This window comes from Pedobacter sp. B4-66 (assembly GCF_018492665.1).
Taxonomy (GTDB): Bacteria; Bacteroidota; Bacteroidia; order Sphingobacteriales; family Sphingobacteriaceae; genus Pedobacter.
On record NZ_JAFVME010000012.1, the window covers coordinates 214,148 to 239,242 of the forward strand.

Here is a 25,095-nt window from a genome sequence, read left to right on the forward strand (position 1 = left end):
TTTGTCTTCAAGAATGCTACGCACTTTATCTCAATACCTTTATTAGGTACTAAAATTCAGTATGACGGATTAAATTGGTTCTACTAAAAACAGCGGTTGATCGTATTCTACTGGTGATGCATTATCAACAAGTACTTTTACGATTCTTCCAGAAACTTCACTTTCTATTTCATTGAATAATTTCATTGCTTCAATAATACAGATCACTTTACCAGTAGAAACCTCGTCACCAACGTTTACGAACAATGGTTTATCAGGACTTGATGAACGATAAAACGTTCCAATCATTGGGGATTTAATAGTGATGTATTTTGAAGTGTCCTCAGCTGCAGGTGCAGATGCTGCCGGAGCTGCCACCACTTGTGGAGCTGCAGCTGCAGGGATTGCAGACGTAACAACAGGTGCTGGAACAGTAGCATGAACAACTGTTGGGGTCTGATTTGTTTTAATAGTTATCTTGAAGTCTTCTTGCTCAATAGCGACTTCATTTACGCCCGAACGAGAAACAAATTTAATAAGTTCCTGAATTTGTTTGATATCCATTTTTTGGTGTTATTTTAAGAAAACAATGTGTTTTAGAATTAACTAAGTTATGATTAATTATTATAATAATCATTATGAGTTTACATTCAAAAAATCGATAAACTTGACTCATAACGACTTAACAATCTATAAGTTGTATTCTGGTTAAAAAAATTAATATGCCCATTTTAAATAAACTGAACCCCATGTAAAACCACCGCCAAAGGCAGCAAGTATAATGTTGTCCCCTTTTTTTAATTGGCTTTCCCATTCCCATAAACATAATGGGATGGTACCATTTGTAGTATTACCGTAGCGCTGAATATTAATCATAACCTTTTCAGAACCAACACCCATTCTCGAAGCCGTAGCATCAATAATGCGCTTATTAGCCTGATGAGGCACTAACCAGGTTACGTCTTCTGATGTAAGGTTATTACGATCCATGATTTCAGCAGCAACATCTGCCATATTAGTTACAGCAAATTTAAATACTGCCTGACCTTCCTGATAAACAGAATGTTCATTGTTGTCAATTGTCTCGTGTGATGCAGGTCTTGCTGAACCACCAGCTTTCTGGTGTAAAAATTGTCTGCCCGAACCATCACTTCTAAGGATAGAATCCATCACTCCAAAACCTTCTTCATTTGGTTCTAAAAGTACAGCACCACAGCCGTCACCAAAAATAATACAAGTAGTGCGGTCCTGATAGTTGATGATGGAAGACATTTTATCGCCACCAACTACCAATACTTTTTTGTGCTTACCTGATTCAATGAATTGAGCTCCGGTTGAAACACCATAAATGAAACCGGAGCAGGCAGCCTGAAGGTCGTAACCCCATGCATTTTTTGCTCCAATCTTATCTGCTAAAATATTAGCAGAGGCTGGGAAAGGTAAATCCGGTGTAGTTGTACAGAAGATGATCAATTCAATCTCCTCAGCACCAATCCCACGTTTTTCAAGTAATCCATTAACAGCATGAACTGCCATATCTGAAGTACCTAAACCTTCACCTTTTAGTATTCTGCGCTCTTTTATGCCTGTTCTGGATGTAATCCATTCATCCGTAGTGTCTACAATCGATTCTAGCTCTTTATTTGTAAGCACGTATTCGGGAACGTAGCCATTAACAGCCGTAATCGCAGCATGAATTTTACTCATTTTTTGATATTAATTATTAAAAGCGGCCTGTATTTTGCCTACCAAGCCTGTAGTAATCATGTCTCTCGACTGTAATATCATGTTTTTTACAGCCGTTGGACTAGAAATTCCGTGTCCTATAACAACCGGAGCATTTACTCCAAGAACAGGACTTCCGCCGTAGTTCTCGTAATTAAAGCGGTCAAAGAATTCATCTTTTAAACCTCTTTTTAAAGTTAATACATAGAAAGATTCTGCAAGTTTAAGCATTACATTTCCAGTAAAACCATCACAAACAACAACATCGGCTTTATCGTTAAATAAATCCCGACCTTCTACGTTACCTATGAAGTTAAACAAATTGGTGTCTTTCATCAAAGGGAAAGTTGCTAAACTCAGCATATTACCTTTTTCATCTTCTTCACCAATGTTCATCAAGGCTACTTTTGGATTATTAATACCCATTACATTTTCTGCGTACAAGCTTCCAAGTACACCAAATTGTAATAAAGTATCCGGCTTGCAATCAGCGTTCGCACCTACATCCACCATTAAACCTACTCCACCGCTAAGCTTGGGTAAAAAGGTAGAAAGACATGGTCTGATGATTCCGGGAATAGTTTTTACACTAAAAACGGCACCAACAAGCATGGCTCCCGAATTACCTGCGCTAGCAAATGAATCAAGCTTACCTTCTTTAAGTAATTGAAAACCTATAGAAATACTGGAATTAGGCTTCTGAACGATAGCCTTAGTGGGATGTTCACCCATACCTATTACCTCCTCGGTATGAACGTATTCAAAGAGACTCGGATCAAATCCGTTTTCGGAGAGTAAAGGTTTTATCTGCTGCGTATCTCCAATAAGCACTATTTGCTCACCTGGAGATAACAATGGATGGGCAGCTATTGCTCCTAAAACATTTGCTTTAGGAGCATAGTCTCCGCCCATTATATCGAGACCTATTTTCATAGTAAAAAATCAGTTTGTGTATAAGGTAAAATCACCCTTGTTTCCAGTCCCTAAGTTAAACTTTCAAAGACTTAAAACACAAACTATTTTTCAGAAAATTAACCTATTGAGGTGTTTTCAATAACTAATTTACCGTTGTAGTACAAGTTACCATCAACGTTGTAAGCGCGGTGAGGTGTGTGGATTGCGCCAGTTGTTTGACAAGTAGCTAAAGAAGGAGCTTCTGCTTTATAGTGTGTTCTTCTTTTATCTCTTCTACTTTTAGAAATCTTGCGTTTTGGATGTGCCATTGCTGATTTATTTAATTATTATTTTAATTTTTTTAATGCTGCCCAACGTGGGTCATCATCTTGTTGTTCTTCTTCGTTTTGTGTTCCGACAGAAAGACTTTCCAATCTTGCTATCATTTCCTGGTCGCATTTCTGGCCATCGCCGTTCTGCTCGCAGATTTTTATATAAGGGACAGATACAGTGATAAATTCATAAAGAACCTCAGATATATCTAATTCACTTTCTTTTTTATTCAGAACAATGATCTCCAGATCATCACTCTCTAATTCATCTTCAGCAAATTTCACAATCTGCCTCTCCTGAACATTTATTGGTGCTGCAAATTCGGCTAAACATTTGTCGCAGTCTAAAATTATAGATCCCTCAATGTGGATCTGCAAAATTAGCATTGTTTCCTGTTTGTCTAGTTCAACGCTAGCTTTTAAATCACCTTTTTTTACTAAAGAGTATTCAAAAGCATCAAAAAAGCTGTTATCAATCTCAAAGTCAAACTGATGTTTGCCAATTTTTAAGCCTGTAAAAGGGATCGAAAATTGTTTTAATGGTTTCAATTGTAACAAAATTTTAGCCCGCAAATGTAAGAATTAATTTGACATTTCTAAAATGTTATTGAAAAATAAAATCCTCTTAATTTGCGTCATCTTTCATATCTGCAGCAGTTTCTATAATTTTTCCTCCACTGCGTAGTTGATTTTTTAATAATTCTTCCTGTTCTCTTCTGTTTTTTACAATATGAGTTGCGGCAAAAACAGCTTCTATAAATGAAGTCGGATCAGCAAGATTCTTTCCTGCAATATCATATCCTGTTCCATGGTCAGGGGAGGTGCGTATAATTTTTAAACCTGCACTATAATTAACCCCTGTACTGAAAGCAATTGTTTTAAACGGAATCAAGCCTTGGTCATGGTACATTGCCAATACAGCATCAAACTGTTTGTAACCACCATTGCCAAAAAAACCGTCTGCAGGATATGGTCCAAAACAAATCACACCTTTATCAAAGGCTTCCTGAATTGCAGGTGCAATAATGTCTGCTTCTTCTTTTCCTAACAAACCATTGTCGCCTGCATGTGGATTAAGCCCAAGAACTGCAATTTTTGGTTTTTCTACCCAGAAATCCTTTTTCAGGCTCTCATTCATCATCACCAATTTCTTTACAATCTTGTCTTTGGTAATGCTGCTCGATACTTCAGTAATAGGAATATGTCCTGTTACAACACCAACACGAATGTCTTCGCTTATTAAAAACATCAGCACATCATCACTGCCGCTGCGTTCTTGCAGGTATTCTGTATGGCCCGGAAAATTAAAAGTATCAGATTGTATATTGTGTTTGTTTATTGGAGCAGTTACCAATGCATCAATGTTTCCATTAATAAGGTCGTCAGTTGCTTTTTCTAAAGATAACAAGGCATATTTACCGCCGGTTTCATTAGAAACTCCCAGGTCTATCTTTACATCTTCTTCCCAGCAATTAATCAGGTTTGCCTTTTTTGGATTAGCTGCATCAGCACTATTGATCACGTTGAAAACAAAATCACTTAATCCTAATGCCTTGCGATGATAAGATGCAACTTTAGTATGGCCGTAAACAATAGGCGTACAATAATCAAGGATGCGATTTTCGGACAAGGTTTTAAGAATAACCTCTAATCCTATCCCGTTTACATCACCTATACTTATACCGATTTTAATTTTATTGCTCATATCCAAATAGAAAATTTAGCGCAAATTACAGAATTTCACCTTAATGTTAGTCCGATACTAGTAAAACTTTACTTATTTTGCAGCTTTTAATAGATCAGGATATGAGTTTGGTAAAGGCAAAAAAACATTTAGGGCAACATTTTTTAACTGATAAAAAGATTGCGGCAAAAATAGTAAATGGCCTTATTCATACAGATAAGTACAAACAGGTACTTGAGGTTGGGCCGGGAATGGGAATCTTATCAGATATCTTATTAGAGCGAACAGATTTGGAAACTTTCCTTATTGATATAGATGTAGAATCGTATCATTTTCTGAAAGAAAAGTACCCTCAGCTAGGTAATAGGCTGATAAATGGAGATTTCCTGGCATTAAATCTTTCAGAGATTTTTCCTGCTAAGTATGCCATCATCGGTAATTTCCCTTACAATATTTCTTCTCAGATCTTGTTCAAGATTCTTGAAAACAGAGAACATGTAGTTGAAATGGTGGGGATGTTTCAAAAGGAGGTTGCAGAGCGTTGTGCTTCTAAAGAAGGTACTAAAGATTACGGTATTTTAAGTGTGCTGATCCAGGCTTATTACGATATTGAATACTTGTTTACTGTTAAACCGGGTACATTTAATCCACCTCCAAAAGTAAACTCAGGAGTAATCAGACTTAGCCGAAATAATGTAGAAACATTGCCGTGTGATGAAAAGCTTTTCTGGCGTACCGTAAAAGCAGGCTTTAATCAACGTAGAAAAACCTTGCGTAATGCGCTTTCAGGTGTCGTACCTAAAGATAAAATGGACGATCATCCGTTTTTTGATAAGCGTGCCGAGCAGTTGTCTGTTGCAAGTTTTATAGAGCTTACACAGCACTTGGCTTTCCTAACTAAATAAACTGACTCCGCATAAATAGAATTCTAATAATGACCAAAAGGAAAATATTAATAGTTGACGATCTGCATCCGATATTTAAAGAAAGTGCCACCGCAATAGGATACGAAGTAATTGATCAGCCATTAATTACAAGAGCTGAAACACTTGCCATAATTGCTGAATACGAAGGAATAGCTGTTCGTACAAAGTTTTTAATTGATAAAGAACTTTTAAGTGCTGCAACTAAGCTGAAGTTTGTGGCACGAGCAGGTGCAGGTTTAGATAATATAGACGAGGCTTTTGCAAAAGAAAAAAATATCCAATTGCTAAATGCTCCGGAAGGAAACATGGATGCAGTGGGAGAGCACGCTACTGGTCTGTTGCTGTCGCTAATGAACAACTTCCGCAAAGCCGATATAGAAGTACGAAATGGCGTTTGGGATAGAGAGGGTAGTCGTGGATATGAATTAAAAGGTAAAACCGTAGGTATAATAGGCTATGGCTTTATGGGTAAAAGCTTTGCAAAGAAAATGGCAGGTTTTGATGTTAACGTTATTGCGTACGACAAATATAAAACAGGCTTTACAGATGCTTACGTCAAAGAAGTAAGTATGGAAGAGATTGTAAAGCAAAGCGATGTGCTAAGCTTACACGTTCCCCTAACAAAGGAAACCAGACAAATGGTTGATGAAGAGTACTTGCTTCATTTCCGCAAACCTATATTTTTCATCAATACCGCCAGAGGTGAGGTGGTAAATACCAAAGCTGTTTTAAATGCTATTAAAGCAAATAAAATACTTGGAGCAGGACTGGATGTACTCGAAGTAGAGAAATTCCCTGCTTTAGGAACTCAGGACTGGTATCAGGAGTTAGTTAAGTCCGACAAAGTGATACTAACCCCACACGTTGGCGGTTGGACTTTCGATTCTTACCGTAAAATATCAGAAGTGCTTGCCGAGAAGCTAAGCAGCTTATAATTTTTGTATCCAAATATTGTCAGCAGGGCTGGCATCCATAAAAATGCCTCCGTCTAATGTAATCGATTGAACGGGGGCATTTACATTTACCTCAAAAAAAGTCTCCTTACGATTGTTTTTCCAGGCTATTGGAGTTTGGTGCAATAGCTGTTCCTTGCCATCTACAAACGTTACTTTTATATCAAATGGCACAGCAAATCCTCCTGTATTTTTTACAGAAATGGTATAGTTCTTTCCTTTTACGGTAACCTTTGCAATAGAAAGATCAATGTAGTTATTGCTAAAAAACCAGCTGTTCCAAAACCAGTTTAAGTTTTGTTTTGTAGCATCATTAATGGAATAAAAGAAATCCCACGGAATAGGATGTTTGCCGTTCCAGCGATCCATATAAGTGCGTAATGCCTTTCCGAACATTTCATCACCAAGCATATCTTTAAGCGCTAAGTAGGCCAATGAGGGCTTGCCATAGGCATTATTCCCATAGCCGGCATCAGACACCTGTGTAGACATGGAAATGATCGGTTGATCTTGTTCTGTTGAAGAATCAGATATCCATTTTTTAACTCGAAACTTTTTATAATTCTCGGCAGCTTTTTCTTTCCCCAATTGTTGTTGACCGATTAGATATTCTAGTGTTGTAGCCCAACCTTCATCCATAAAAGCATAGCGCGTTTCATTGGTACCCATGTAAAAGGGGAAATAAGTATGAGCAACTTCATGATTGAGTACAAATTGCGAAAACTCAAGGTCAGGAGTGCTAGAGTCATTAATCATCATCGGATATTCCATGTCGGCAAACCCTTGAAAAGCCGTCATCTTTGAAAAGGGGTAGGGCACTCCTGGCAAATTGTTTGAAAACCAATCTAAAGCCAGTCGACCCCATTCAACAGCATGAGGAAAATCATTGGCAGCTTCATTATATGCAGCCTGAACGCTAGCCCTTCTATTCGTTTTTTTATCAACCACCACACTTGCTGCATCCCATACATAAGTACTGCTTAGCGAAAAAGTAACATCGCTTATGTTATTGACTTCAAACTTCCAGATATTACCATCCTTTTGTTTGGTTACAGTACCCTTTTTCATCTCTTCGGCAGTGGCAATGTGGATTACCTCGTCGGAAGTGTAAGATTTTTTAAGTCTTGATGCATATTCCGGTTCCAGTACTTCATCTGGGTTTAAAAAATCGCCGGTTGCCCAAACCACATAATTCTTAGGAGCTTTAATCGCCAATTTATAGTCGTTAAAATCATTATAAAACTCAGTTCTATCGGTATGAGGCATCATGTCCCAGCCATTATAATCATCGTATACCGAAATCCTTGGGTAAGCATAAGCAACAAAAAGAGAGGTGTTGTCAATTTGCCCTTCTCGGCCACTTTGCTTTGATAAAGGATAGCTCCATTCTATTTCAAAGGATGCCGACTGGCCTGGGATTAATGCATCTTTAAGTGCAACACTTGCAACAGTACCCCAGGCAGAGCTGTTCACTTCAAGAGTTTTGCCGTTTATGGCAAAAGATTTTATTTTCAATCCTGATGATAAATAATCAGCTACAACATAACCTGCCCTTGGTGCCTCAGGTTTGTGGATATTATTTACAAATCTTATTGCTGCCGATTTTAGGGTATCCGGACTATTATTTGTGTAAGTAATTGTTTCCTTTCCGGTAACTATCTTGTTTTTTTCGTCTACCGATACCTGAATGTCGTACTTTCCGTGGTTTTGCCAGTAATTTTTACCGGGATTGCCGTCATATGAACGGGTTCCTTTGTCGTAAGCGTTCTTTATATTTCTTGGCGTATATAATTCTTGCCCACTAACTGTAAATGAAGTGATTAAGAAAAGGAATAGTACTTTTAAAGTGTTCATTTTATACCAGTTAACTTATTGGAAATATAAAAATAGCCTTATTTTATTCATAACTGCATCATTTTAGGTCAATAATTTGTTTTTGTGGTATTACCCCATTATCTTCGTTTTAATTGAAGCAAGACTATGTAGGTTAGAACCCCATGTAGTCTTGTTTGTTTTTTAGAGTAATTAACAAAATAAACGAGCTATGACAGAGGTAACATATTATACCCAAGATGGTTTAGATAGACTAAAGGAAGAAGTACACTATTTAAAGACTACCGGAAGGCAGTTGATATCTAAAGCAATAGCTGAAGCAAGAGATAAAGGTGACCTTTCTGAGAACGCGGAATATGATGCAGCAAAAGAAGCCCAAGGATTACATGAAGCCAAAATATCTAAGCTTCAGGCAACACTTGCAACAGCTAGACTAATTGATGAATCGAAACTAGATACTTCTAAAGTACTGGCATTATCAATCGTAAAGATCAAAAATCTTAAAAACGGAGCAACCATGAGTTATCAATTGGTGGCCGAGTCAGAAGCAGATTTAAAAACAGGAAAGATCTCTGTAAAATCTCCTATCGCACAAGGCTTGCTAGGTAAATCTGTTGGTGATAAAACTGAAATTCAGGTTCCTGCAGGTAAAATCGAATTCGAAATATTGGAAATCACAAGATAAAATCCAAAAACATGTCAAGCATATTTTCAAAAATCGTTAATGGTGATATTCCGGCGCATATAGTTGCAGAAACCAGCGAATTCCTTGCCTTTTTAGATGTAAGTCCATTAGTAATGGGGCATGTTTTGGTTATCCCTAAAAAGGAAATCGATTACATCTTTGATATGGATGACGAAAGTTATTTCGGATTAACTTTATTTGCCAAAATAGTAGCTAAAGGATTAAAAGAGGCCTTCCCTTGTAAAAAGGTAGGTGTCGCGGTAATCGGACTTGAAGTACCCCATGTACATATTCATTTAATCCCGATGAATGCCGTAAACGATATGAATTTTAGTAAGGAAAAGCTGAAACCTACAAACGAGGAGTTAGCAGAAGCCGCAGCTAAAATTAAAGCCGCACTAACCCGCGACTAAAAACATTATTTTATAATACCTGAAAGGCAGCGTCTAAAAACGCTGCCTTTTTTTGTTGATGTAGATCTTAGATTTTGTATATTGTAATACACACAAATAAAATTCTATGAGAACATTATTATTATTGCTTTTCTTGCCCCTCTTTGGTTTTGGGCAAGGAAGCCAAAATGATCTGTCGAGCGGACAGGTTATTCAAGACAGTATTCCAGGTACTTCAATTATTTTAAAGGATGGGAATATTCTTTTTAAAAAGGTTTATACCTCCAATCTTGAAAAGGAGGCTTTGAGTGAGAAGCTGGGGACATTAGTTTCAATAATGAAGGGCTTTAAAATTAACAACGAAATATATCAGACAAATGATCAAATTGTTGGTAGACTTTTCAGACACAAGTTTAACGTCAATAAATATGATATTTCTTCACTCAGCGCCTCAAGTATACTCTATTCACCATTTAACGCGGTGGTTATTGTTCAGATAAAGGATTTTAAATATCAGGTAATAATTTCTAATATAGGTATTGGAGAAGATGGTGCCGATAGTTTAAAGCACAGACCAACAAACGATACAATGCTTGAGACCTTTATGACTGAGAAAAAAGGAAGTAAACTAAAGGCGAGGAAAGGATATGTGAAATTGGCTCAGACCTTAAATCAGGAGTTTGCAGATTTATTTGATCTGCGAAAATCAAATCTGGCTGCCGATTTTTAATTATTAACCAGGAGGTTATCTAAAAAGTACAATAGAATTATACTTTTTAGATAACCTCATTTTTATTCAGCCGTTTATTTTAACTTCTCGTTGTTTTTATGTCTTTCCGCATCGCGGATATTCTTTTTAACCAAATTCTTCTCTAATGCAGTGGTCAAATCAATCCCAGTCTGATTGGCCAGACAAATCAATACAAAAAGTACATCAGCCATTTCATCACCCAGATCAACTGCTTCATCACTTTTTTTAAATGACTGCTCACCATATTTTCTCGACATGATTCTGGCTACTTCGCCAACTTCTTCCATTAAAATGGCGGTGTTGGTTAATTCATTAAAATATCTGATTCCTGTAGTATTGATCCATTGGTCTACAGTTTTCTGTACTTCTTCTATTGTCATTTTATTCCTGATGGTATTTAAGTTCTGCTCTTAACCGGGCATTAATATCAATTTTAGGATTCTCTAGCAAATAAACCGATGTACCATATTCGCGGGCCATTTTGTTTTTAATAGAGTTAATTTTAGTTACCCGTTCAAATATAGGTTTTTCCACTTTTCGATCGGGGTCATCATCATCAATACTGCTAACAAGGATCACAGTTTTAATTTGTTTGTCGAGATTAGCCCAGGTCATATAGTCTGCATTGAACGAAACAGCGCTGATGTTTTTGAAAACAGAATAATGATTTATAGCACCGGCCTCACCGTAATTATCACACAAAATAATTACTTTTTCTTTATCCGGAATCGTTTTATACACCTCATCCACAATGCTTGCAAGTTCCTTCCAACCCAGCATATCTGCAAAATCCTGAGGCAGGTGATGATTTTTTCCATCTTCCCATCTTAAGGCGCCTACTCTTTCAAATTTCTTTTTTTTGAGTATAATCTGTTGAGGCGTTAATATTGGATAAGCAAACTGAAGGACTAGAAAGAACATCCCTATTGCAGTAATTAAAGGGACAACTTTCAGATATTTTTTCCATCCATTTTTTAGCACATCGGCAAGATAAACTGAACCAGAAGCTAATAGGACAGGGTAGAGCCCTGCAGCATAATAACCTTTTGCCCTAAACCAGGTAAAAAATGCAATCGTAATGACGTAGCTTAAACCAATCCATCTGAAATCTTTAAAAGGGTTGTAAACAAAAAATGCAAATGCGGCAGCAAATAAAATCCAAAGGTCGGCAATGTAGTAGAGCAGCTGATCTTTAAGGAAATCTATGCGATTTATTTTATCGAGCTGAGTTACAGCAAGCTCCCTCATGTGTTTAACTACAGGGAAATGATTCTCGTATTGCCATAAAAGATTAGGGAGAATCAATAACAAACCCAGTACAACTGCAAAGTATAAGTGTTTGATTGTAAATATGTACCGTTGGCGGGATAAAGAAAATCCGAGTATTAAACCGATAACCAAAAATGCGATGCTGTATTTGTTTAAAAAACCAATTGCAATAGCAATCACAGCGAAATAGATAAAGTTGGGTTTGTTTGTAGAAATGTACCTGATGAAGTAATAATAAGTAGCCGTCCAGCATAGAATATCAAAAGCATTGGGTTGAAATAGCAAGTCTAAACGTGCTATGGCACAAGCAAGTAGTGCCACCATACATAAAGTCTTTGCAAACAAGTTGCCTTTTAGTTCTTTTACAATAAACCAGGTGTATATTAGGGTTCCCGCACCAATGCAGGCAGTTAGCAATCTTATTACAAATAAACTTCCACCAAGTGTTTTTATGATCAAAGCAAAAATAGAAGTAACCGGAGGGATTGATTGAAAGCCCCATGCAAGATGATTTGCCTGGTCTAGATGTAAAAACTCATCACGATGCAGCTCATATACAGGGCTGACAAGGAAACAATGTAAAAAGAGCTTTAATAGGATAAAAGAGATTAGAATAGTGGTTTCTGTATTGGGTTTTTGGAATCTCATATCAAGAGACTTTGCTATTTGATTAATCTTATTAAAACTACATAATAATTTAAGATGAAAACAGAATTGCTATAAAATAAAAGTTTTGGAGCGCGCTAGGTTTGGTTTAGATGCTAGCTTAAGTTAGTCTACGGTGACTAAAGATTCAATCCACGTCTAGTCCACGTTTTGCTAGAGAAAAGGTGGACTCACTGTGGACTGACTCTAGCCAAAACCCAAGTAAATTTAAGATGTGTTACAGGAAAAGTTACTCCTTGTTTTTGGTGTCGATGGTGATGGTAACCGGGCCGTCGTTTACCAGACTTATTTTCATATCCGCACCGAATATTCCAGTTTGGATTTCCTTATTTAGTAAGGAAGATAACTGTTTAATCATTGTTTCGTACAAAGGGATTGCCTTATCAGGTCTTGCAGCTCTTGTAAAGCCGGGTCTGGTGCCTTTTTTGGTAGATGCAAATAGGGTAAATTGGCTAATCAGCAAAATATTTCCGTCAATATTAGCAAGAGCTTTGTTCATCAGCCCGTCGGCATCTCCAAAAACGCGCATATTGACTATTTTTTGCGCCAACCATTCTAAATCTTCTTGTGTGTCGGCATCTTCAATGCCTAACAAAACCAGGAAACCATCGTTAATAGTACCTGTTATTTTGCCATCTACCTTACAGCTTGCTTCGGTAACTCTTTGGATAACAGCCCTCATAAGGATTAAGCTCTTGTTTCGTTTCCGTTGTAAATACTAAGGTAACTTTCGTATCTACTGATCTCTATTTCACTGTTTTCGACTGCTTTTATAACAGCGCATCCAGGTTCATTTACATGTCGGCAATTATTGAATTTACATTCATGCATCAAATCTCTCATCTCTCTGAAATAATGACCAAGCTCTTCTGGCCTGATGTCAAATATGCCCAGTTCTCTGATGCCGGGAGTGTCGATAAGGTAGCCTCCGAAAGGTAAAGTATGCATTTCGGCAAAGGTGGTTGTATGCTGACCTTTATCGCTGGCTTCAGATATTTCGCCTGTTTTGATGCTTCTGCCGGGTAGTAAGGCATTAATTAAACTTGATTTTCCTACACCGGAGTGTCCCGAAAACAAGGTTGTTTTATCTTTAAGCAAGCTTTCTATTTGAGGGATATTGGTGCCTTCTATAGCAGATACGGTATAGCATGGGTAGCCAATGTTTTCGTAAATAGCAGCATACTCTGATAAAATGGCTAAGCCATCCTCATTAAAGAGATCCAGTTTATTGAAAATCAATACTGCGGGGATAGAATACGCTTCGGCAGTTGCCAAAAAACGATCAATAAAACCTAAAGAGGTACGGGGAGAGGCAAGTGTAACCACAAGAAAAGCCTGATCCATATTTGCCGCAATAATTTGCGCCTGTTTGGATAAATTGATCGACTTACGGATAATGTAATTTTTTCTGTCGTGCAGTTTATAGATGACCCCGTTATCCGAATTTGGTTCAAGCTCAAAGTCTACCTGATCTCCAACCGCAATGGGATTTGTGGTCTGAATACCTTGAATTCTGAACTTACCTTTAATACGGCAATCGTAATCGGTGCCATTTTCTGCATGTACCTGATACCAGCTTCCTGTTGATTTAATTACTAATCCTTGCATATAAAGGTGTAAAGGTAAGGAATTGTATTTAGTACTTACTATGTACTTCTTTCAATAGATAACCCAAAATATTTTTCTAATCATTTGCTAATTAGAAAAATATAACTTTACTTTACACCATAGCACAGTAAGTGTAAAAAATACAATGTATATGAACTTAACAATTACAACCACTACCACAACCACCGGAATTTCTCGGAGGAAGGTAAGCTAATGGTGTAACTGAAAAAAATAAAAACCACGAAAAGCGCCTTCCTCTAAACCGGGAAGGCGCTTTTTTTATAACCAACAACTATGAATATTTTAAAATTTGGAGGCACATCAGTCGGTTCTGTCGAAAGCATAAGCGCTTTGATAGAGATACTTAAGCCGCTACAGGGAGATGAGAACCCTATAGTAGTTTTATCAGCAATGGGCGGTGTTACCAACGCATTACTTGACATGGCGGAAAATGCCCGGAACTTAAGAGACTACGGCGATGCATTGAAACTTGTTGAGGAGAAACACTTTAAGGTAATTAGAACTTTATTACCTGCAGGAGCACAAAATCCGGTGCTTACTAAGCTTAAAATTTATTTCAATGAGCTTGAAGATATCTTACAATCTGTATATAATCTTCGTGAGCTTAGTGCTCAAACCAGAGATTTGATTCTTAGCTATGGAGAGCGCTGTTCTACGGTAATGATTAGTCATATCGCTAAGCGACAATTTCCTGATGCACTTTATGTGGACGGAGCTGAGTTGATCAAAACTGACAGTAATTTTGGCCAGGCTAAGGTAAATACTTACATGACCGAGATGCTCATCAATGATTTTTACGAAGCCAATAATAACAAAATGTTGTTTGTTACAGGTTTCATCTCGAGCAATGATGAGGGACGCGTTACTACGCTTGGTCGTGGTGGTAGTGATTATACAGCCGCAATATGGGGTGCAGCCTTAAATGCGTCTGAAATACAGATATGGACTGATGTTGATGGTATGCTAACTGCTGATCCTCGCATCGTTAAAAAAGCTTTTTCATTATCTGAATTAAGCTATACAGAGGCAATGGAGCTATCTTACTTTGGTGCAAAGGTAATTTATCCTCCAACAATGATTCCTGCCTTTTTAAAGAAGATTCCGATTGTAATTAAAAATACATTCAATACTGCTTTTGCAGGAACATATATTAAACACGGTGTAAGCCCTTCGAACCTTCCGATAAAGGGAATCTCATCGATTGACGAGATCAGCGTTTTAAACTTGTCTGGAAGCGGTATGGTGGGTAAAGCAGGCTTTAGTGGTAGGCTGTTTTCTATGCTTTCTCGTGAGCAGGTTAACGTTGTGTTGATTACTCAATCGTCATCTGAGCACAGCATTACTTTTGCGGTGAAACCGGCTGATTCTTTAAAAGCATTGTCGTTAATTAATAAAGAATTTGAATTGGAGCTTCAGGCCAGAAAACTGGAATATCCTGAAGTAGAAAACGGTTTGTCTGTTGTAGCAATAGTTGGCGAAAACATGAAACGTACACCAGGTATGTCGGGCAAGTTGTTTAGCGCGCTTGGTCGTAATGGTGTAAATGTTAGGGCTATTGCCCAGGGTTCTTCGGAGTACAACATTTCGGTAATTATCTCAAAAACGGATTTGTCTAAAGCCGTAAATGCGATACATGATGCATTTTATGCAGACCTTAAGAAAACGTTGCATATATTTTGTCTTGGAACCGGAAACATAGGGAAAACCTTGTTTAAACAGCTTCAGGATCAGATGCCTTTCCTCGCCGATAATAACGATCTGCAAGTTAAAGTTATGGGGGTAAGTAATACCCGCAAAATGTATCTCGATCCAAGGGGTATCGATCTTAATACCTGGGAAGAGGATTTGAATAGCCAAGAGACCAAAGCAAGTTTGCCTGATTTTATCAGACGAATGAAAGCGATGAATCTGCCAAACTGTGTGTTTGTTGATAATACTGCAAGTCATAATCCGGTTGAGTTTTATCTGGATATTTTGCAATCGAGTATTTCTGTGGTTACTTGTAATAAACTAGGTAACTCTGCAGATTACGAACAATATGCAGCCTTTAAAAAAGCAGCAAGAACTTATGGAGTCGACTTTTTCTATGAAACGAATGTAGGTGCAGGTTTGCCAATCATCCGTACACTTAAAGATTTGATGTTAAGCGGTGATAAGGTAGGTAGCATTGAAGCTATTTTATCGGGTACTATCTCTTACATTTTTAATAATTATAAAGATGGGGTTCTGTTTCATGAGGTGGTAAAAGAAGCTCAGGAAAAGGGCTATACTGAGCCTGATCCGAGAGATGACCTTAACGGTAAAGACTTTATGCGTAAAATGCTTATTCTGGCTCGTGATGCCGGATATGCATTGGAAGAAAAAGATATTGAACTGGAAAATATGTTGCCTCCATCGTGTATGGCTGCAGAAAGCGTGGCCGATTTTTATAAAGAATTGAAAAATAACTCAGCATACTTTGAGGGTTTGAAAAATCAGGCCATTAAAGAGAATAAAGTACTTAGGTATATTGGTAAGCTTGAAGGTGGAAAGGTTTCCATCAACTTACAAATGGTTGATGAGGATCATCCTTTCTATACACTTTCAGGTAGCGATAACATTATCTCGTTTACTACCAATCGTTATAAAGACAGGCCATTAGTGGTAAAAGGGCCAGGCGCTGGTGCTGAAGTAACTGCTGCAGGTGTATTTGCTGACATTATAAACGTAGGTAAACGATGAGAAATTCTATAAAAGTTTTCGCCCCGGCTACCGTAGCAAATGTGGTTTGTGGATATGATGTTTTGGGTTTTGCGGTAAATCAGCCGGGTGATGAGGTGATTATGAGCCTTACTGAGGGTAAGGGTATCAATATTTCAAAAATTACAGGTGACGATGGTAAATTGCCATTAAATCCTACAAAAAATACAGTAAGTGCTAGTGTACAACATTACTTGAATCACATAGGGAAACCTGATTTGGGTGTTGATATTGAGCTTCATAAAAAGATGCCAATAGGCAGCGGACTTGGTTCAAGTTCGGCTAGTACTGTGGCTGGTTTGTTCGCCATAAATTCGTTGTTGGGTAATTTGTTGACCAACAAAGAACTGGTTCCTTTTGCTATGAAAGGCGAGGAATTGGCTTGTGGTTATGGTCACGCAGATAATGTTGCGCCTGCACTTATGGGTGGTTTTGTATTGATCAGGAGCTATCAGCCATTAGACATTATTAGTTTGCCTTTTCCTGAGGAGATGCACGCTGCAATAGTTTATCCTGAGGTTGATGTGCCGACTAAAGATGCGCGTCAGATGATCCGCTCTAAAGTGTTGTTAAAGGACGCAGTTACTCAATGGGGAAATGTGGCCGGACTAGTTAGTGGCTTGTTTATGAAAGATTATGACCTGATTGGAAGAAGCATGACAGATATACTTGTTGAGCCTACTCGTTCTATCTTAATCCCTGATTTTTATAAACTTCGTACTATTGCCATGAAAGCCGGAGCTGTAGGGTTTGGTATTTCGGGCTCTGGGCCTTCGGTATTTGCACTTACAAAGGATGCGGATACGGCAAATAAGATCACCGAAAAGTTAAAGCAGCATTTGCAGAGTATTTCTATAAACAGCTTGTCTTTTGTTTCGGAAGTAAATAAAAAGGGACCAATTATACTGGACTAGAGAGGATGATGATCAATTTAAAACATGACCAAACAAAATGAAATTATACAGTACCAATAACCATAGTTTAAGTGTTGACTTTGCAACAGCTGTTTTTAACAGCATGCCCTTGGACAAAGGGTTATATATGCCTGTCAGCATTCCAGAATTGGATAAAGAATTTATTGATAACATTGACCAGTTTTCACTTTCAGAAATTGCTTTTAAAGTAGCTGCGGCTTTACTTAAAGGAGCAATGCCTAAAGAAGATCTTCAAAGCATTATTGAGGATGCCATCAATTTTGAAGCTCCTGTAGTTGCGCTTGATGACAATACCGCAGTCCTTGAGTTGTTTCATGGCCCATCGCTTGCCTTTAAAGACTTTGGCGCTAGATTTATGAGCCGTATTATGGCTTATTTCTTAAAAGACAATGAGAAAACCCTGGATGTGCTTGTCGCTACTTCTGGAGACACTGGTGGAGCCGTAGCTTTAGGCTTTTTAGGTGTTCCCAATACAAGGGTAACTATCCTTTACCCTAAAGGGAAAGTGAGCGAAATACAGGAACTACAACTTTGTACGAATGGACAAAACATTTATGCATTAGAAGTAAATGGAACTTTTGATGATTGCCAGAGTTTGGTGAAACAAGCCTTTGCTGATGATGAACTGAACGCCAAATTAAGATTAACTTCTGCAAATTCCATTAATATCTCGAGGTTAATCCCTCAAACATTTTACTACTTTAATGCTTATGCTCAGTTAAAAAGACAGGGCAAAGCTGATCTAGTATTTTCTGTGCCAAGTGGGAATTTCGGAAATATTGCTGCGGGACTTTTAGCTTATAAAATGGGCTTACCTGTAAAGAAATTTATAGCGGCAACTAATGTGAATGATACTGTTCCGAGGTTTTTAGAAACAGGGATCTACGAAACTAAACCGTCAGTACAAACTTATTCTAACGCTATGGATGTTGGTGCGCCTAGCAATTGGGTAAGGATAATGGATTTGTTTAAAAACGACAAAGAAGCATTGCAACAGATTGTGCAGAGTTATCGTTTTACTGACGAAGATACCTTGAAAGGTATTAATGCGATATATGAGCAGTTCAATTATATTGCTTGTCCGCATACTGCAATAGCATGGCTTGCTTTGCAACAGTATAAATTGGAAAATGCTGATAGCAATTATACAGGTGTATTCCTTTCTACAGCGCATGCTTGTAAATTCCCTGACGTTTTTCCGGACACGATCAAAGCAAAGATTGAGTTTCCCGATCAGGTAAAAGATCTGTTAGCTAAGCCAAAAAAGGCAGAAAACATGAATACTGATTATGAATCTTTTAAAGCGTATTTGAATAGGTACTAGCTTTCGGATATTTACTAGATAGTACCTACTTTTTACTAAATCTCATAATAGCGATATCACCCATCATAAAGTTAAGGGTGGTGTCGCTAGTTACTGCATAAGTGCCAACTTTCTTAAGCATTTCAAGGAATGTTGATTCGCCTTCGCCAGGACAAGCCATTTTTGTCATTGCAAACGGGGAGGTGAAATTGATGTTTGTATCATCGGCAACAAGGGCTCCAGAGTAAGAGTTACAACTGGTATTGCCGCTGAACTTTTTCTCTGTTATTTCAAATTTAATAGTAGGTTTTTTGCCTGGATATAAGCCGTTAAATGCTATTCTTGGACCAGAAATGTAGTTAAGTTCCCATGTTCCACTTAATTGAGATAAGCCACCAGTTCCTATTGTTCCAGATTTCATGGTAGTACAGCCAGCAAGTGCACTTGTAATTACAAGTGTAAGTATCATCAGTTTTTTCATAGCATTAGAATTAGTGTTGTCACCATAAAGGTACAAAGACTAATTTAAAAACAATCGTCGTCCTGAATTTTTCAGGACGACGATTGTTTTGATAGTATGTTTTCTTAAAATATAGCTTGTGCTATTTTCTTAGTAGGTTCTGGATTGCTCATTGTATAGAAATGCAATACAGGTGCGCCAACCTGAATCAGCTCTTTGCATTGTTGTATCATCCATTCTATCCCTATTTCTTTTACTTGCTTTTCATCTTTACATGCCTGAACAGCTTCAGTTAATTCCTCTGGAAGATCAATATGAAATACCTTTGGTAAACTGATTAACTGCTTAGATGAGGTGATCGGTTTTAAACCCGGAATGATCGGTACATTGATGCCGTTCTCTCTGCATTGCTGCACAAAATTTACGTATTTGCTGTTGTCAAAAAACATCTGGGTTACAATAAACTCTGCACCCATATCTACTTTCTGTTTCAAGTATTTAAAGTCAGCTTTCAAATTAGGGGCCTCAAAATGTTTCTCTGGATAACCGGCAACGCCTATGCAGAAGTCCGTTTTAAATGCAGAATGATCTTCGTGAAGGTATTTTCCAACGTTCATATCTGCTACCTGCTGAAGTAAGTCCGTGGCAAAGGCATGACCGCCTGGTGTTGGGATAAAAGAAGAGTCCGCATGGCGGGCATCTCCTCTTAATACCAATACATTGTCGATGCCTAGAAACTGAAGATCTATTAATGCATTTTCAGTTTCTTCTTTGGTAAAACCACCACAAATTAAGTGAGGTACTGCATCTACTTTGTATCTGTTCATGATAGCAGCACAAATGGCTACTGTACCCGGTCTTTTGCGATAAGAAACTTTTTCTAACAGGCCGTTACTGTGTTGCTTGTAGATGTAGTCTTCTCTGTGATAGGTTACATCGATAAATGGAGGGTTAAACTCCATCAACGGGTCTATTGCTTTATAAATTTCTTCTATGCTTTTGCCTTTTACAGGCGGTAATAGTTCAAATGAGAATAACGTTTTACCGTTAGCGTTTTTTATATGATCTATAATTTTCATTGTAATGGTCTCGTATTGTGTTGGTTCGGTTTAAATTAATAGGCTAAGTTAGGACTTAACCATCTCTCTACTTCTTCTACAGGCATGTCTTTTCTCACTGCATAATCATCAATCTGGTCTTTAGTGATTTTACCAAGGCCAAAGTATCTTGATTGTGGGTGAGCAAAGTAAAAGCCACTTACTGCTGCGGTAGGATGCATTGCATAGCTTTCAGTTAAACGTAAGCCAATTCTGTTTTCTGCATCAAGCAATTCAAATAAGGTGCCTTTTTCTGTATGCTCCGGACAAGCTGGGTAACCTGGTGCCGGACGAATACCTGCGTATTCTTCTTTAATCAGCGCCTCATTGTCCAGACTTTCATCTTTTGCATAGCCCCAGTAATCTTTACGCACAAGCTCATGCATTTTCTCAGCAAAAGCTTCGGCAAGTCTATCAGCTAGTGCTTTTGCCATAATACTGTTGTAGTCGTCGTAGTTAGCTTCAAACTCAGCTACCATTTCATCACAGCCAATTCCTGTAGTAAGGGCGAAACCACCAAAATAATCAGGAACACCGGTTTCCTTTGGAGCAATAAAATCTGATAGTGCATAGTAAGGTTGACCTGCAACCTTTTCAGCTTGTTGGCGTAAGGTGTGAATTACTACCTCTTTACCTTCTACATCAAGCACAATATCATCGCCTTTTGCGTGAGCTGGCCAGAAACCTATTACAGCTTTTGCTGTAAGTAATTTCTCATCAACAATCTTTTTCAATAATACTTTAGCATCATTAAAAAGCTTTTTAGCCTCATCACCAACAACTTTATCTTCAAGGATACGAGGATAACTGCCACGTAGTTCCCAGGTTTGGAAAAAAGGTGTCCAGTCGATGTAAGGTACAAGTTCTTCAAGAGGGTAGTTCTCAAATACCATGGTTCCTGTAAATGATGGGGCAGGAGCAACTAATGCGGTATCTATCTTAAAGTTGTCTTCTCTGGCTTGTTCAATTGTTTTAAAGCGCTTATCTGAACGTTTGTTTAAGTGAGCCTCACGTGCTTTATCGTATTCTTCGCGGATACCGTTGATGTAATCTTCGCGGGCATCCTTGTTCATTAAGGTACTGCAAACAGTTACACTTCTAGAAGCATCAAGCACATGTATAGCTGGGCCAGAATAGTTAGGTGCAACTTTAACAGCAGCATGGATTCTCGAAGTTGTAGCACCACCGATAATCAAAGGAATGGTGAAACCTTCGCGCTCCATTTCTTTGGCAAAATGTACCATTTCATCAAGAGAAGGGGTAATTAAACCACTTAATCCAATAATATCAGCGTTTATCTCTTTGGCTTTTTTAATGATCTCCTGTGCAGGGACCATTACGCCCATATCAACGATTTCGAAGTTATTACAAGCTAAAACTACACCTACAATGTTCTTTCCGATATCGTGTACGTCACCTTTTACAGTTGCCATTAATACTCTTCCTGCAGATGAATTCTGATCCTGATCTGGGTTATCCAGCTTTTCCTGCTCAATAAATGGCAAGAGATAAGCAACAGCCTTTTTCATTACGCGGGCAGATTTTACAACCTGAGGTAAGAACATTTTACCGGCTCCAAATAGGTCACCTACAATGTTCATTCCATCCATCAATGGACCTTCAATTACCTGAATTGGCCTAGGGTATTTCTGACGTGCTTCTTCAACATCAGCATCAAGGTACTCTATAATTCCTTTAACTAATGAATGAGACAGTCTTTCTTCGACACTGTTTTTGCGCCATTCTTCGTCTCTGACAATCTCTTTTCCTTTAGATTTGATGGTGTCGGCAAACTCTACCAATCGTTCGGTAGCGTCATCTCTGCGGTTTAGCAATACATCCTCAACAAGAACCAATAGTTCTGGTGGGATTTCCTGATAAACCTCAAGCATACCAGCATTTACAATTCCCATATCTAGACCAGCTTTGATGGCATGGTACAAGAATGCAGAGTGCATAGCCTCTCTAACGGTATTATTTCCTCTAAAAGAGAAGGAGATGTTTGAAACACCACCACTTACTTTTGCATGAGGCAGGTTTTCTTTAATCCAGCGGGTAGCGTTTATAAAATCTACCGCATAGTTGTTGTGCTCTTCTAATCCGGTTGCAACGGTAAGGATGTTCGGATCGAAGATGATGTCCTGAGCTGGAAAGCCAATTTCATCAACTAAAATATCGTATGATCTTTTACAGATCTCTTTTCTTCTTTCAAAATTGTCGGCCTGTCCTTGCTCATCAAAAGCCATTACCACTACGGCAGCGCCATAAGTCATGATTTTGCGTGCACTTTCGCGGAATTTGTCTTCTCCTTCTTTAAGCGAGATAGAGTTTACAATTCCTTTTCCCTGCAAACATTTTAATCCGGCTTCGATAACTGTCCATTTGGACGAATCGACCATGATAGGTAGTTTTGAAATGTCCGGCTCAGAAGCAATCAGGTTAAGGAATTTGGTCATTGAGGCTTCTGAATCAATCATCCCCTCATCCATGTTCACGTCGATAACCTGTGCACCACCTTCAACCTGCTGACGAGCAACTGTAAGTGCAGCTTCAAAATCTCCACCTAAAATTAGCTTAGAGAATTTTGGAGAACCTGTAATGTTTGTACGCTCACCTATGTTTACAAAAATACTCTCTGGAGTAATTGTAACTGGTTCCAGGCCGCTTAAACGCAGGTGTGGCTCTATTTGAGGTATTTTACGAGGTGCTACATTTTTTGCTTTTGCAGCTATACAGCCGATGTGATCCGGAGTAGTTCCACAGCAACCGCCAACTATGTTTACAAAGCCATGCTGAATAAAATCTTCCACTAAATGAGCCGTTTCATGAGGCATTTCATCATAAGCGCCAAATTCATTAGGCAAACCGGCGTTAGGATAGGCAGAAACGTAGCATCCTGCTTTAGCAGAAAGTTCTTCTATGTGCGGTCTCATATCTTTTGCACCTAAGGCACAATTGAAACCTATACTTAAAGGATTGGCGTGGATTACAGAGTTTAAGAAAGCTTCGGCAGTTTGACCTGATAAAGTTCTTCCAGAAGCATCAGTAATGGTTCCAGAGATCATTATTTCTATTTTACAACCAATTACATCCTCATATTTTTTAATGGCAAATATGGCAGCCTTTGCATTTAAGGTGTCAAAAATGGTTTCGATTAATAGCAGGTCTGAACCGCCATCAACTAATCCGCGTATTTGTTCGTAATAAGCATCAACTAATTCATCGAAAGTAAGTGCCCTATATCCAGGGTCGTTTACATCTGGGGAAATTGATAATGTTCTGTTGGTAGGGCCAACTGCACCTGCAACAAAGCATTTTCTGTCGGGGTTAGCCGCCATGAATTCATTAACAGCCTCTTTGGCTATTTTAGCACCTTCAAAGCTCATTTCATAGTCAAGCTCTTCCATCTGGTAATCGGCCAGTGAAATACGCTGGGTACTAAAGGTATTGGTCTCAATGATATCTGTACCGGCCTTTAAGTATTCGGTATGAATAGCCTTAATGATATCCGGACGGGTAATGTTTAGTAAATCGTTATTACCTTTTACATCACACGGATGATCTTTGAATCGTTCGCCCCTGAAATCTTCTTCAGAAAGGACGTAACGTTGTATCATAGTGCCCATCGCACCATCAATGATCAAGATACGTTTTTCTAACTCTGCTCTAATGTCCATTTTTAATAGTAATATGAGTAGGTAATAAGCTAAAGTTGATAGAGGCTACGCCTAAACAAGTGCCGAACTCATTACATACAAAGCTTATTCGAAAAGTCCGGTTTAGGTGTCGACTTTAACTTATCTTTCGGGAATCAATGTTTTGGTTCCAGTAGAATGTAGCACCTTGTAAGCACAGGTTGCTAAGACATCGCAGGGTCTAATCCCTCCGTCTTTCTCTATAAGCATTACAAAGGTGCAACAAAGAAAAATGATTTCCAAAAAAACGGGAGGTAAAGCATATAAAATTGCACGGAAGATGCAATTATTCAGTGTCTTCGGAATATTGTTTTGGAAATAAAACAAAAAAGGCCATGCAAATCTGCACAGCCTTTTTGAATATTGTTTGAAAACGGGTTGTTATCTTCTGTTGCCAAATATTCTTAACAGGAACATGAAAATGTTGATGAAAGTAACATAAAGTGACATTGCTCCAATAATTGCTAATTTTTTAGAATCGGTATCAAGCATCTGTGCTCCACTTTCCTCTATCCCTTGTCCTATTCTTTTTAACATTTGAACGTGATAAGCTGTTAATGCCGTAAAAATTGCGATACCTATATAGGCCATGAACAAGCTAAAGTTTTGACTTTGAATGAACACGTTTACAACACTTGCAATAATAAGACCAACTACCCCGACCATTAAAATAGGGCCAAATTTGCTTAAATCAACATTTGTGGTATAGCCCATTACTGCCATAATACCAAATATTCCGGCCGCGGCTGCAAAACAACTAATGATGGAAGCTGAAGTATATACTAATAATATTGAGCTCAGACTAATACCTAGCAATGCTGCGAACAGGATAAAAAGACCAACTATGGCGCCATATGATAGCCTATTTAGTCCTCCATTCATAATTAATGATATGGCTAGAGGTGAAAGCATAACTACCCAGCCAAGTATATTAGGTTTGCCTGTTTGAGCACTAAAAAAGTTAAAAAGTAATTCCGGATTGGTAGCCAGGTAAAATGCTACCGCTGTAGAAACACTTAATGCTACAAACATCCATAAGAATACATTTGCAAAGAATTTCTTGGCAACTACTCCCGTTTCTTGTTGCACAAAAACAGATTTCTGTGCCCAATCGTAATTATTGTTGTTATCCATGTGTTTTAAATTTA

Annotated in this window: 23 protein-coding genes and 1 riboswitch; of the genes, 8 read left to right on the plus strand and 15 right to left on the minus strand. The window is 38.2% G+C overall.

Going from position 1 to position 25,095, the window contains the following annotated elements:
• Positions 1–69: 69 nt before the first annotated feature.
• From accB to pdxA, 6 genes are all read right to left on the minus strand, one after another.
• A complete protein-coding gene (accB, locus tag J1905_RS19765) occupies positions 70–543 on the minus strand; it encodes an acetyl-CoA carboxylase biotin carboxyl carrier protein (RefSeq protein ID WP_214228953.1) in 474 nt (157 codons plus the stop codon).
• Positions 544–696: 153 nt separating this feature from the next.
• Complete coding sequence (locus J1905_RS19770; protein ID WP_214228954.1) at positions 697–1,686, minus strand: beta-ketoacyl-ACP synthase III; 990 nt, start codon at positions 1,684–1,686, stop codon at positions 697–699.
• 9 nt (positions 1,687–1,695) lie between these two features.
• Entirely contained in the window at positions 1,696–2,637 is a 942-nt protein-coding gene (gene plsX / locus J1905_RS19775) for a phosphate acyltransferase PlsX (protein WP_173090406.1), read from the minus strand.
• A gap of 98 nt (positions 2,638–2,735) precedes the next feature.
• Positions 2,736–2,927: a 50S ribosomal protein L32 gene (gene rpmF / locus J1905_RS19780; protein WP_048903635.1), complete on the minus strand. Its 192-nt coding sequence runs from the start codon at positions 2,925–2,927 to the stop codon at positions 2,736–2,738.
• An 18-nt stretch (positions 2,928–2,945) separates the two neighbouring features.
• Positions 2,946–3,479 (minus strand): YceD family protein, encoded by a 534-nt coding sequence (locus J1905_RS19785; RefSeq protein WP_214228955.1) that lies wholly within the window; start codon positions 3,477–3,479, stop codon positions 2,946–2,948.
• A gap of 76 nt (positions 3,480–3,555) precedes the next feature.
• Positions 3,556–4,635 (minus strand): 4-hydroxythreonine-4-phosphate dehydrogenase PdxA, encoded by a 1,080-nt coding sequence (pdxA, locus tag J1905_RS19790; RefSeq protein ID WP_214228956.1) that lies wholly within the window; start codon positions 4,633–4,635, stop codon positions 3,556–3,558.
• 101 nt (positions 4,636–4,736) lie between these two features.
• On the opposite strand from pdxA, the gene rsmA reads away from it, so the two are divergent.
• Together rsmA and J1905_RS19800 are read left to right on the plus strand one after the other, a co-directional pair.
• The gene (gene rsmA, locus J1905_RS19795) at positions 4,737–5,519 is read left to right on the plus strand and encodes a 16S rRNA (adenine(1518)-N(6)/adenine(1519)-N(6))-dimethyltransferase RsmA (protein WP_214228996.1); all 783 of its coding nucleotides are present in this window, start codon (positions 4,737–4,739) and stop codon (positions 5,517–5,519) included.
• Positions 5,520–5,548: 29 nt separating this feature from the next.
• A complete protein-coding gene (locus J1905_RS19800) occupies positions 5,549–6,475 on the plus strand; it encodes a 2-hydroxyacid dehydrogenase (RefSeq protein WP_214228957.1) in 927 nt (308 codons plus the stop codon).
• Here J1905_RS19800 and J1905_RS19805 read toward each other — a convergent pair.
• A complete protein-coding gene (locus J1905_RS19805) occupies positions 6,470–8,347 on the minus strand; it encodes a M1 family metallopeptidase (RefSeq protein WP_214228958.1) in 1,878 nt (625 codons plus the stop codon). The genes J1905_RS19800 and J1905_RS19805 overlap by 6 nt on opposite strands.
• Before the next feature lie 190 nt (positions 8,348–8,537).
• Between J1905_RS19805 and greA the strand changes: the two genes are divergently transcribed.
• From greA to J1905_RS19820, 3 genes are all read left to right on the plus strand, one after another.
• Positions 8,538–9,011: a transcription elongation factor GreA gene (gene greA / locus J1905_RS19810; RefSeq protein WP_173090411.1), complete on the plus strand. Its 474-nt coding sequence runs from the start codon at positions 8,538–8,540 to the stop codon at positions 9,009–9,011.
• Positions 9,012–9,022: 11 nt separating this feature from the next.
• Positions 9,023–9,424: an HIT family protein gene (locus J1905_RS19815; protein WP_173090412.1), complete on the plus strand. Its 402-nt coding sequence runs from the start codon at positions 9,023–9,025 to the stop codon at positions 9,422–9,424.
• Positions 9,425–9,530: 106 nt separating this feature from the next.
• Positions 9,531–10,133, plus strand: a complete 603-nt coding sequence (locus tag J1905_RS19820) for a hypothetical protein (protein WP_214228959.1) — start codon at positions 9,531–9,533, stop codon at positions 10,131–10,133.
• A gap of 74 nt (positions 10,134–10,207) precedes the next feature.
• Here J1905_RS19820 and J1905_RS19825 read toward each other — a convergent pair whose 3' ends face one another.
• The 4 genes from J1905_RS19825 to rsgA form a co-directional block, all read right to left on the minus strand.
• Positions 10,208–10,534 carry a nucleotide pyrophosphohydrolase gene (locus J1905_RS19825; protein ID WP_214228960.1) on the minus strand — a complete coding sequence of 109 codons (327 nt, stop codon included), beginning with the start codon at positions 10,532–10,534 and terminating at the stop codon, positions 10,208–10,210.
• A gap of 1 nt (position 10,535) precedes the next feature.
• Entirely contained in the window at positions 10,536–12,071 is a 1,536-nt protein-coding gene (locus J1905_RS19830) for a glycosyltransferase family 39 protein (protein WP_214228961.1), read from the minus strand.
• 247 nt (positions 12,072–12,318) lie between these two features.
• Complete coding sequence (gene dtd, locus J1905_RS19835) at positions 12,319–12,771, minus strand: D-aminoacyl-tRNA deacylase (protein ID WP_214228962.1); 453 nt, start codon at positions 12,769–12,771, stop codon at positions 12,319–12,321.
• A 5-nt stretch (positions 12,772–12,776) separates the two neighbouring features.
• Positions 12,777–13,697 (minus strand): ribosome small subunit-dependent GTPase A, encoded by a 921-nt coding sequence (gene rsgA / locus J1905_RS19840; protein WP_214228963.1) that lies wholly within the window; start codon positions 13,695–13,697, stop codon positions 12,777–12,779.
• 294 nt (positions 13,698–13,991) lie between these two features.
• Here rsgA and thrA point away from each other — a divergent pair, with 294 nt between their 5' ends.
• From thrA to thrC, 3 genes are read left to right on the plus strand one after another with little or no spacing between them, the layout of a single operon-like run.
• A complete protein-coding gene (gene thrA / locus J1905_RS19845; protein WP_214228964.1) occupies positions 13,992–16,439 on the plus strand; it encodes a bifunctional aspartate kinase/homoserine dehydrogenase I in 2,448 nt (815 codons plus the stop codon).
• Positions 16,436–17,371, plus strand: coding sequence for a homoserine kinase (locus J1905_RS19850; RefSeq protein WP_214228965.1), 936 nt, complete (start codon positions 16,436–16,438; stop codon positions 17,369–17,371). Before thrA ends, J1905_RS19850 begins: the two co-directional genes overlap by 4 nt.
• 37 nt (positions 17,372–17,408) lie before the next feature.
• Positions 17,409–18,716, plus strand: a complete 1,308-nt coding sequence (thrC, locus tag J1905_RS19855) for a threonine synthase (protein WP_214228966.1) — start codon at positions 17,409–17,411, stop codon at positions 18,714–18,716.
• A gap of 25 nt (positions 18,717–18,741) precedes the next feature.
• On the opposite strand, the gene J1905_RS19860 is transcribed toward thrC, so the two are convergent.
• The 4 genes from J1905_RS19860 to J1905_RS19875 form a co-directional block, all read right to left on the minus strand.
• Positions 18,742–19,176 carry an META domain-containing protein gene (locus J1905_RS19860; protein WP_173090419.1) on the minus strand — a complete coding sequence of 145 codons (435 nt, stop codon included), beginning with the start codon at positions 19,174–19,176 and terminating at the stop codon, positions 18,742–18,744.
• A 104-nt stretch (positions 19,177–19,280) separates the two neighbouring features.
• Positions 19,281–20,234, minus strand: coding sequence for a methylenetetrahydrofolate reductase [NAD(P)H] (gene metF, locus J1905_RS19865; protein ID WP_214228967.1), 954 nt, complete (start codon positions 20,232–20,234; stop codon positions 19,281–19,283).
• 35 nt (positions 20,235–20,269) lie between these two features.
• Positions 20,270–23,929 (minus strand): methionine synthase, encoded by a 3,660-nt coding sequence (gene metH, locus J1905_RS19870; RefSeq protein ID WP_214228968.1) that lies wholly within the window; start codon positions 23,927–23,929, stop codon positions 20,270–20,272.
• A 117-nt stretch (positions 23,930–24,046) separates the two neighbouring features.
• Positions 24,047–24,156: riboswitch (SAM riboswitch) on the minus strand.
• 172 nt (positions 24,157–24,328) lie between these two features.
• Positions 24,329–25,081, minus strand: coding sequence for a Bax inhibitor-1/YccA family protein (locus J1905_RS19875; protein WP_214228969.1), 753 nt, complete (start codon positions 25,079–25,081; stop codon positions 24,329–24,331).
• Positions 25,082–25,095: the final 14 nt, after the last annotated feature.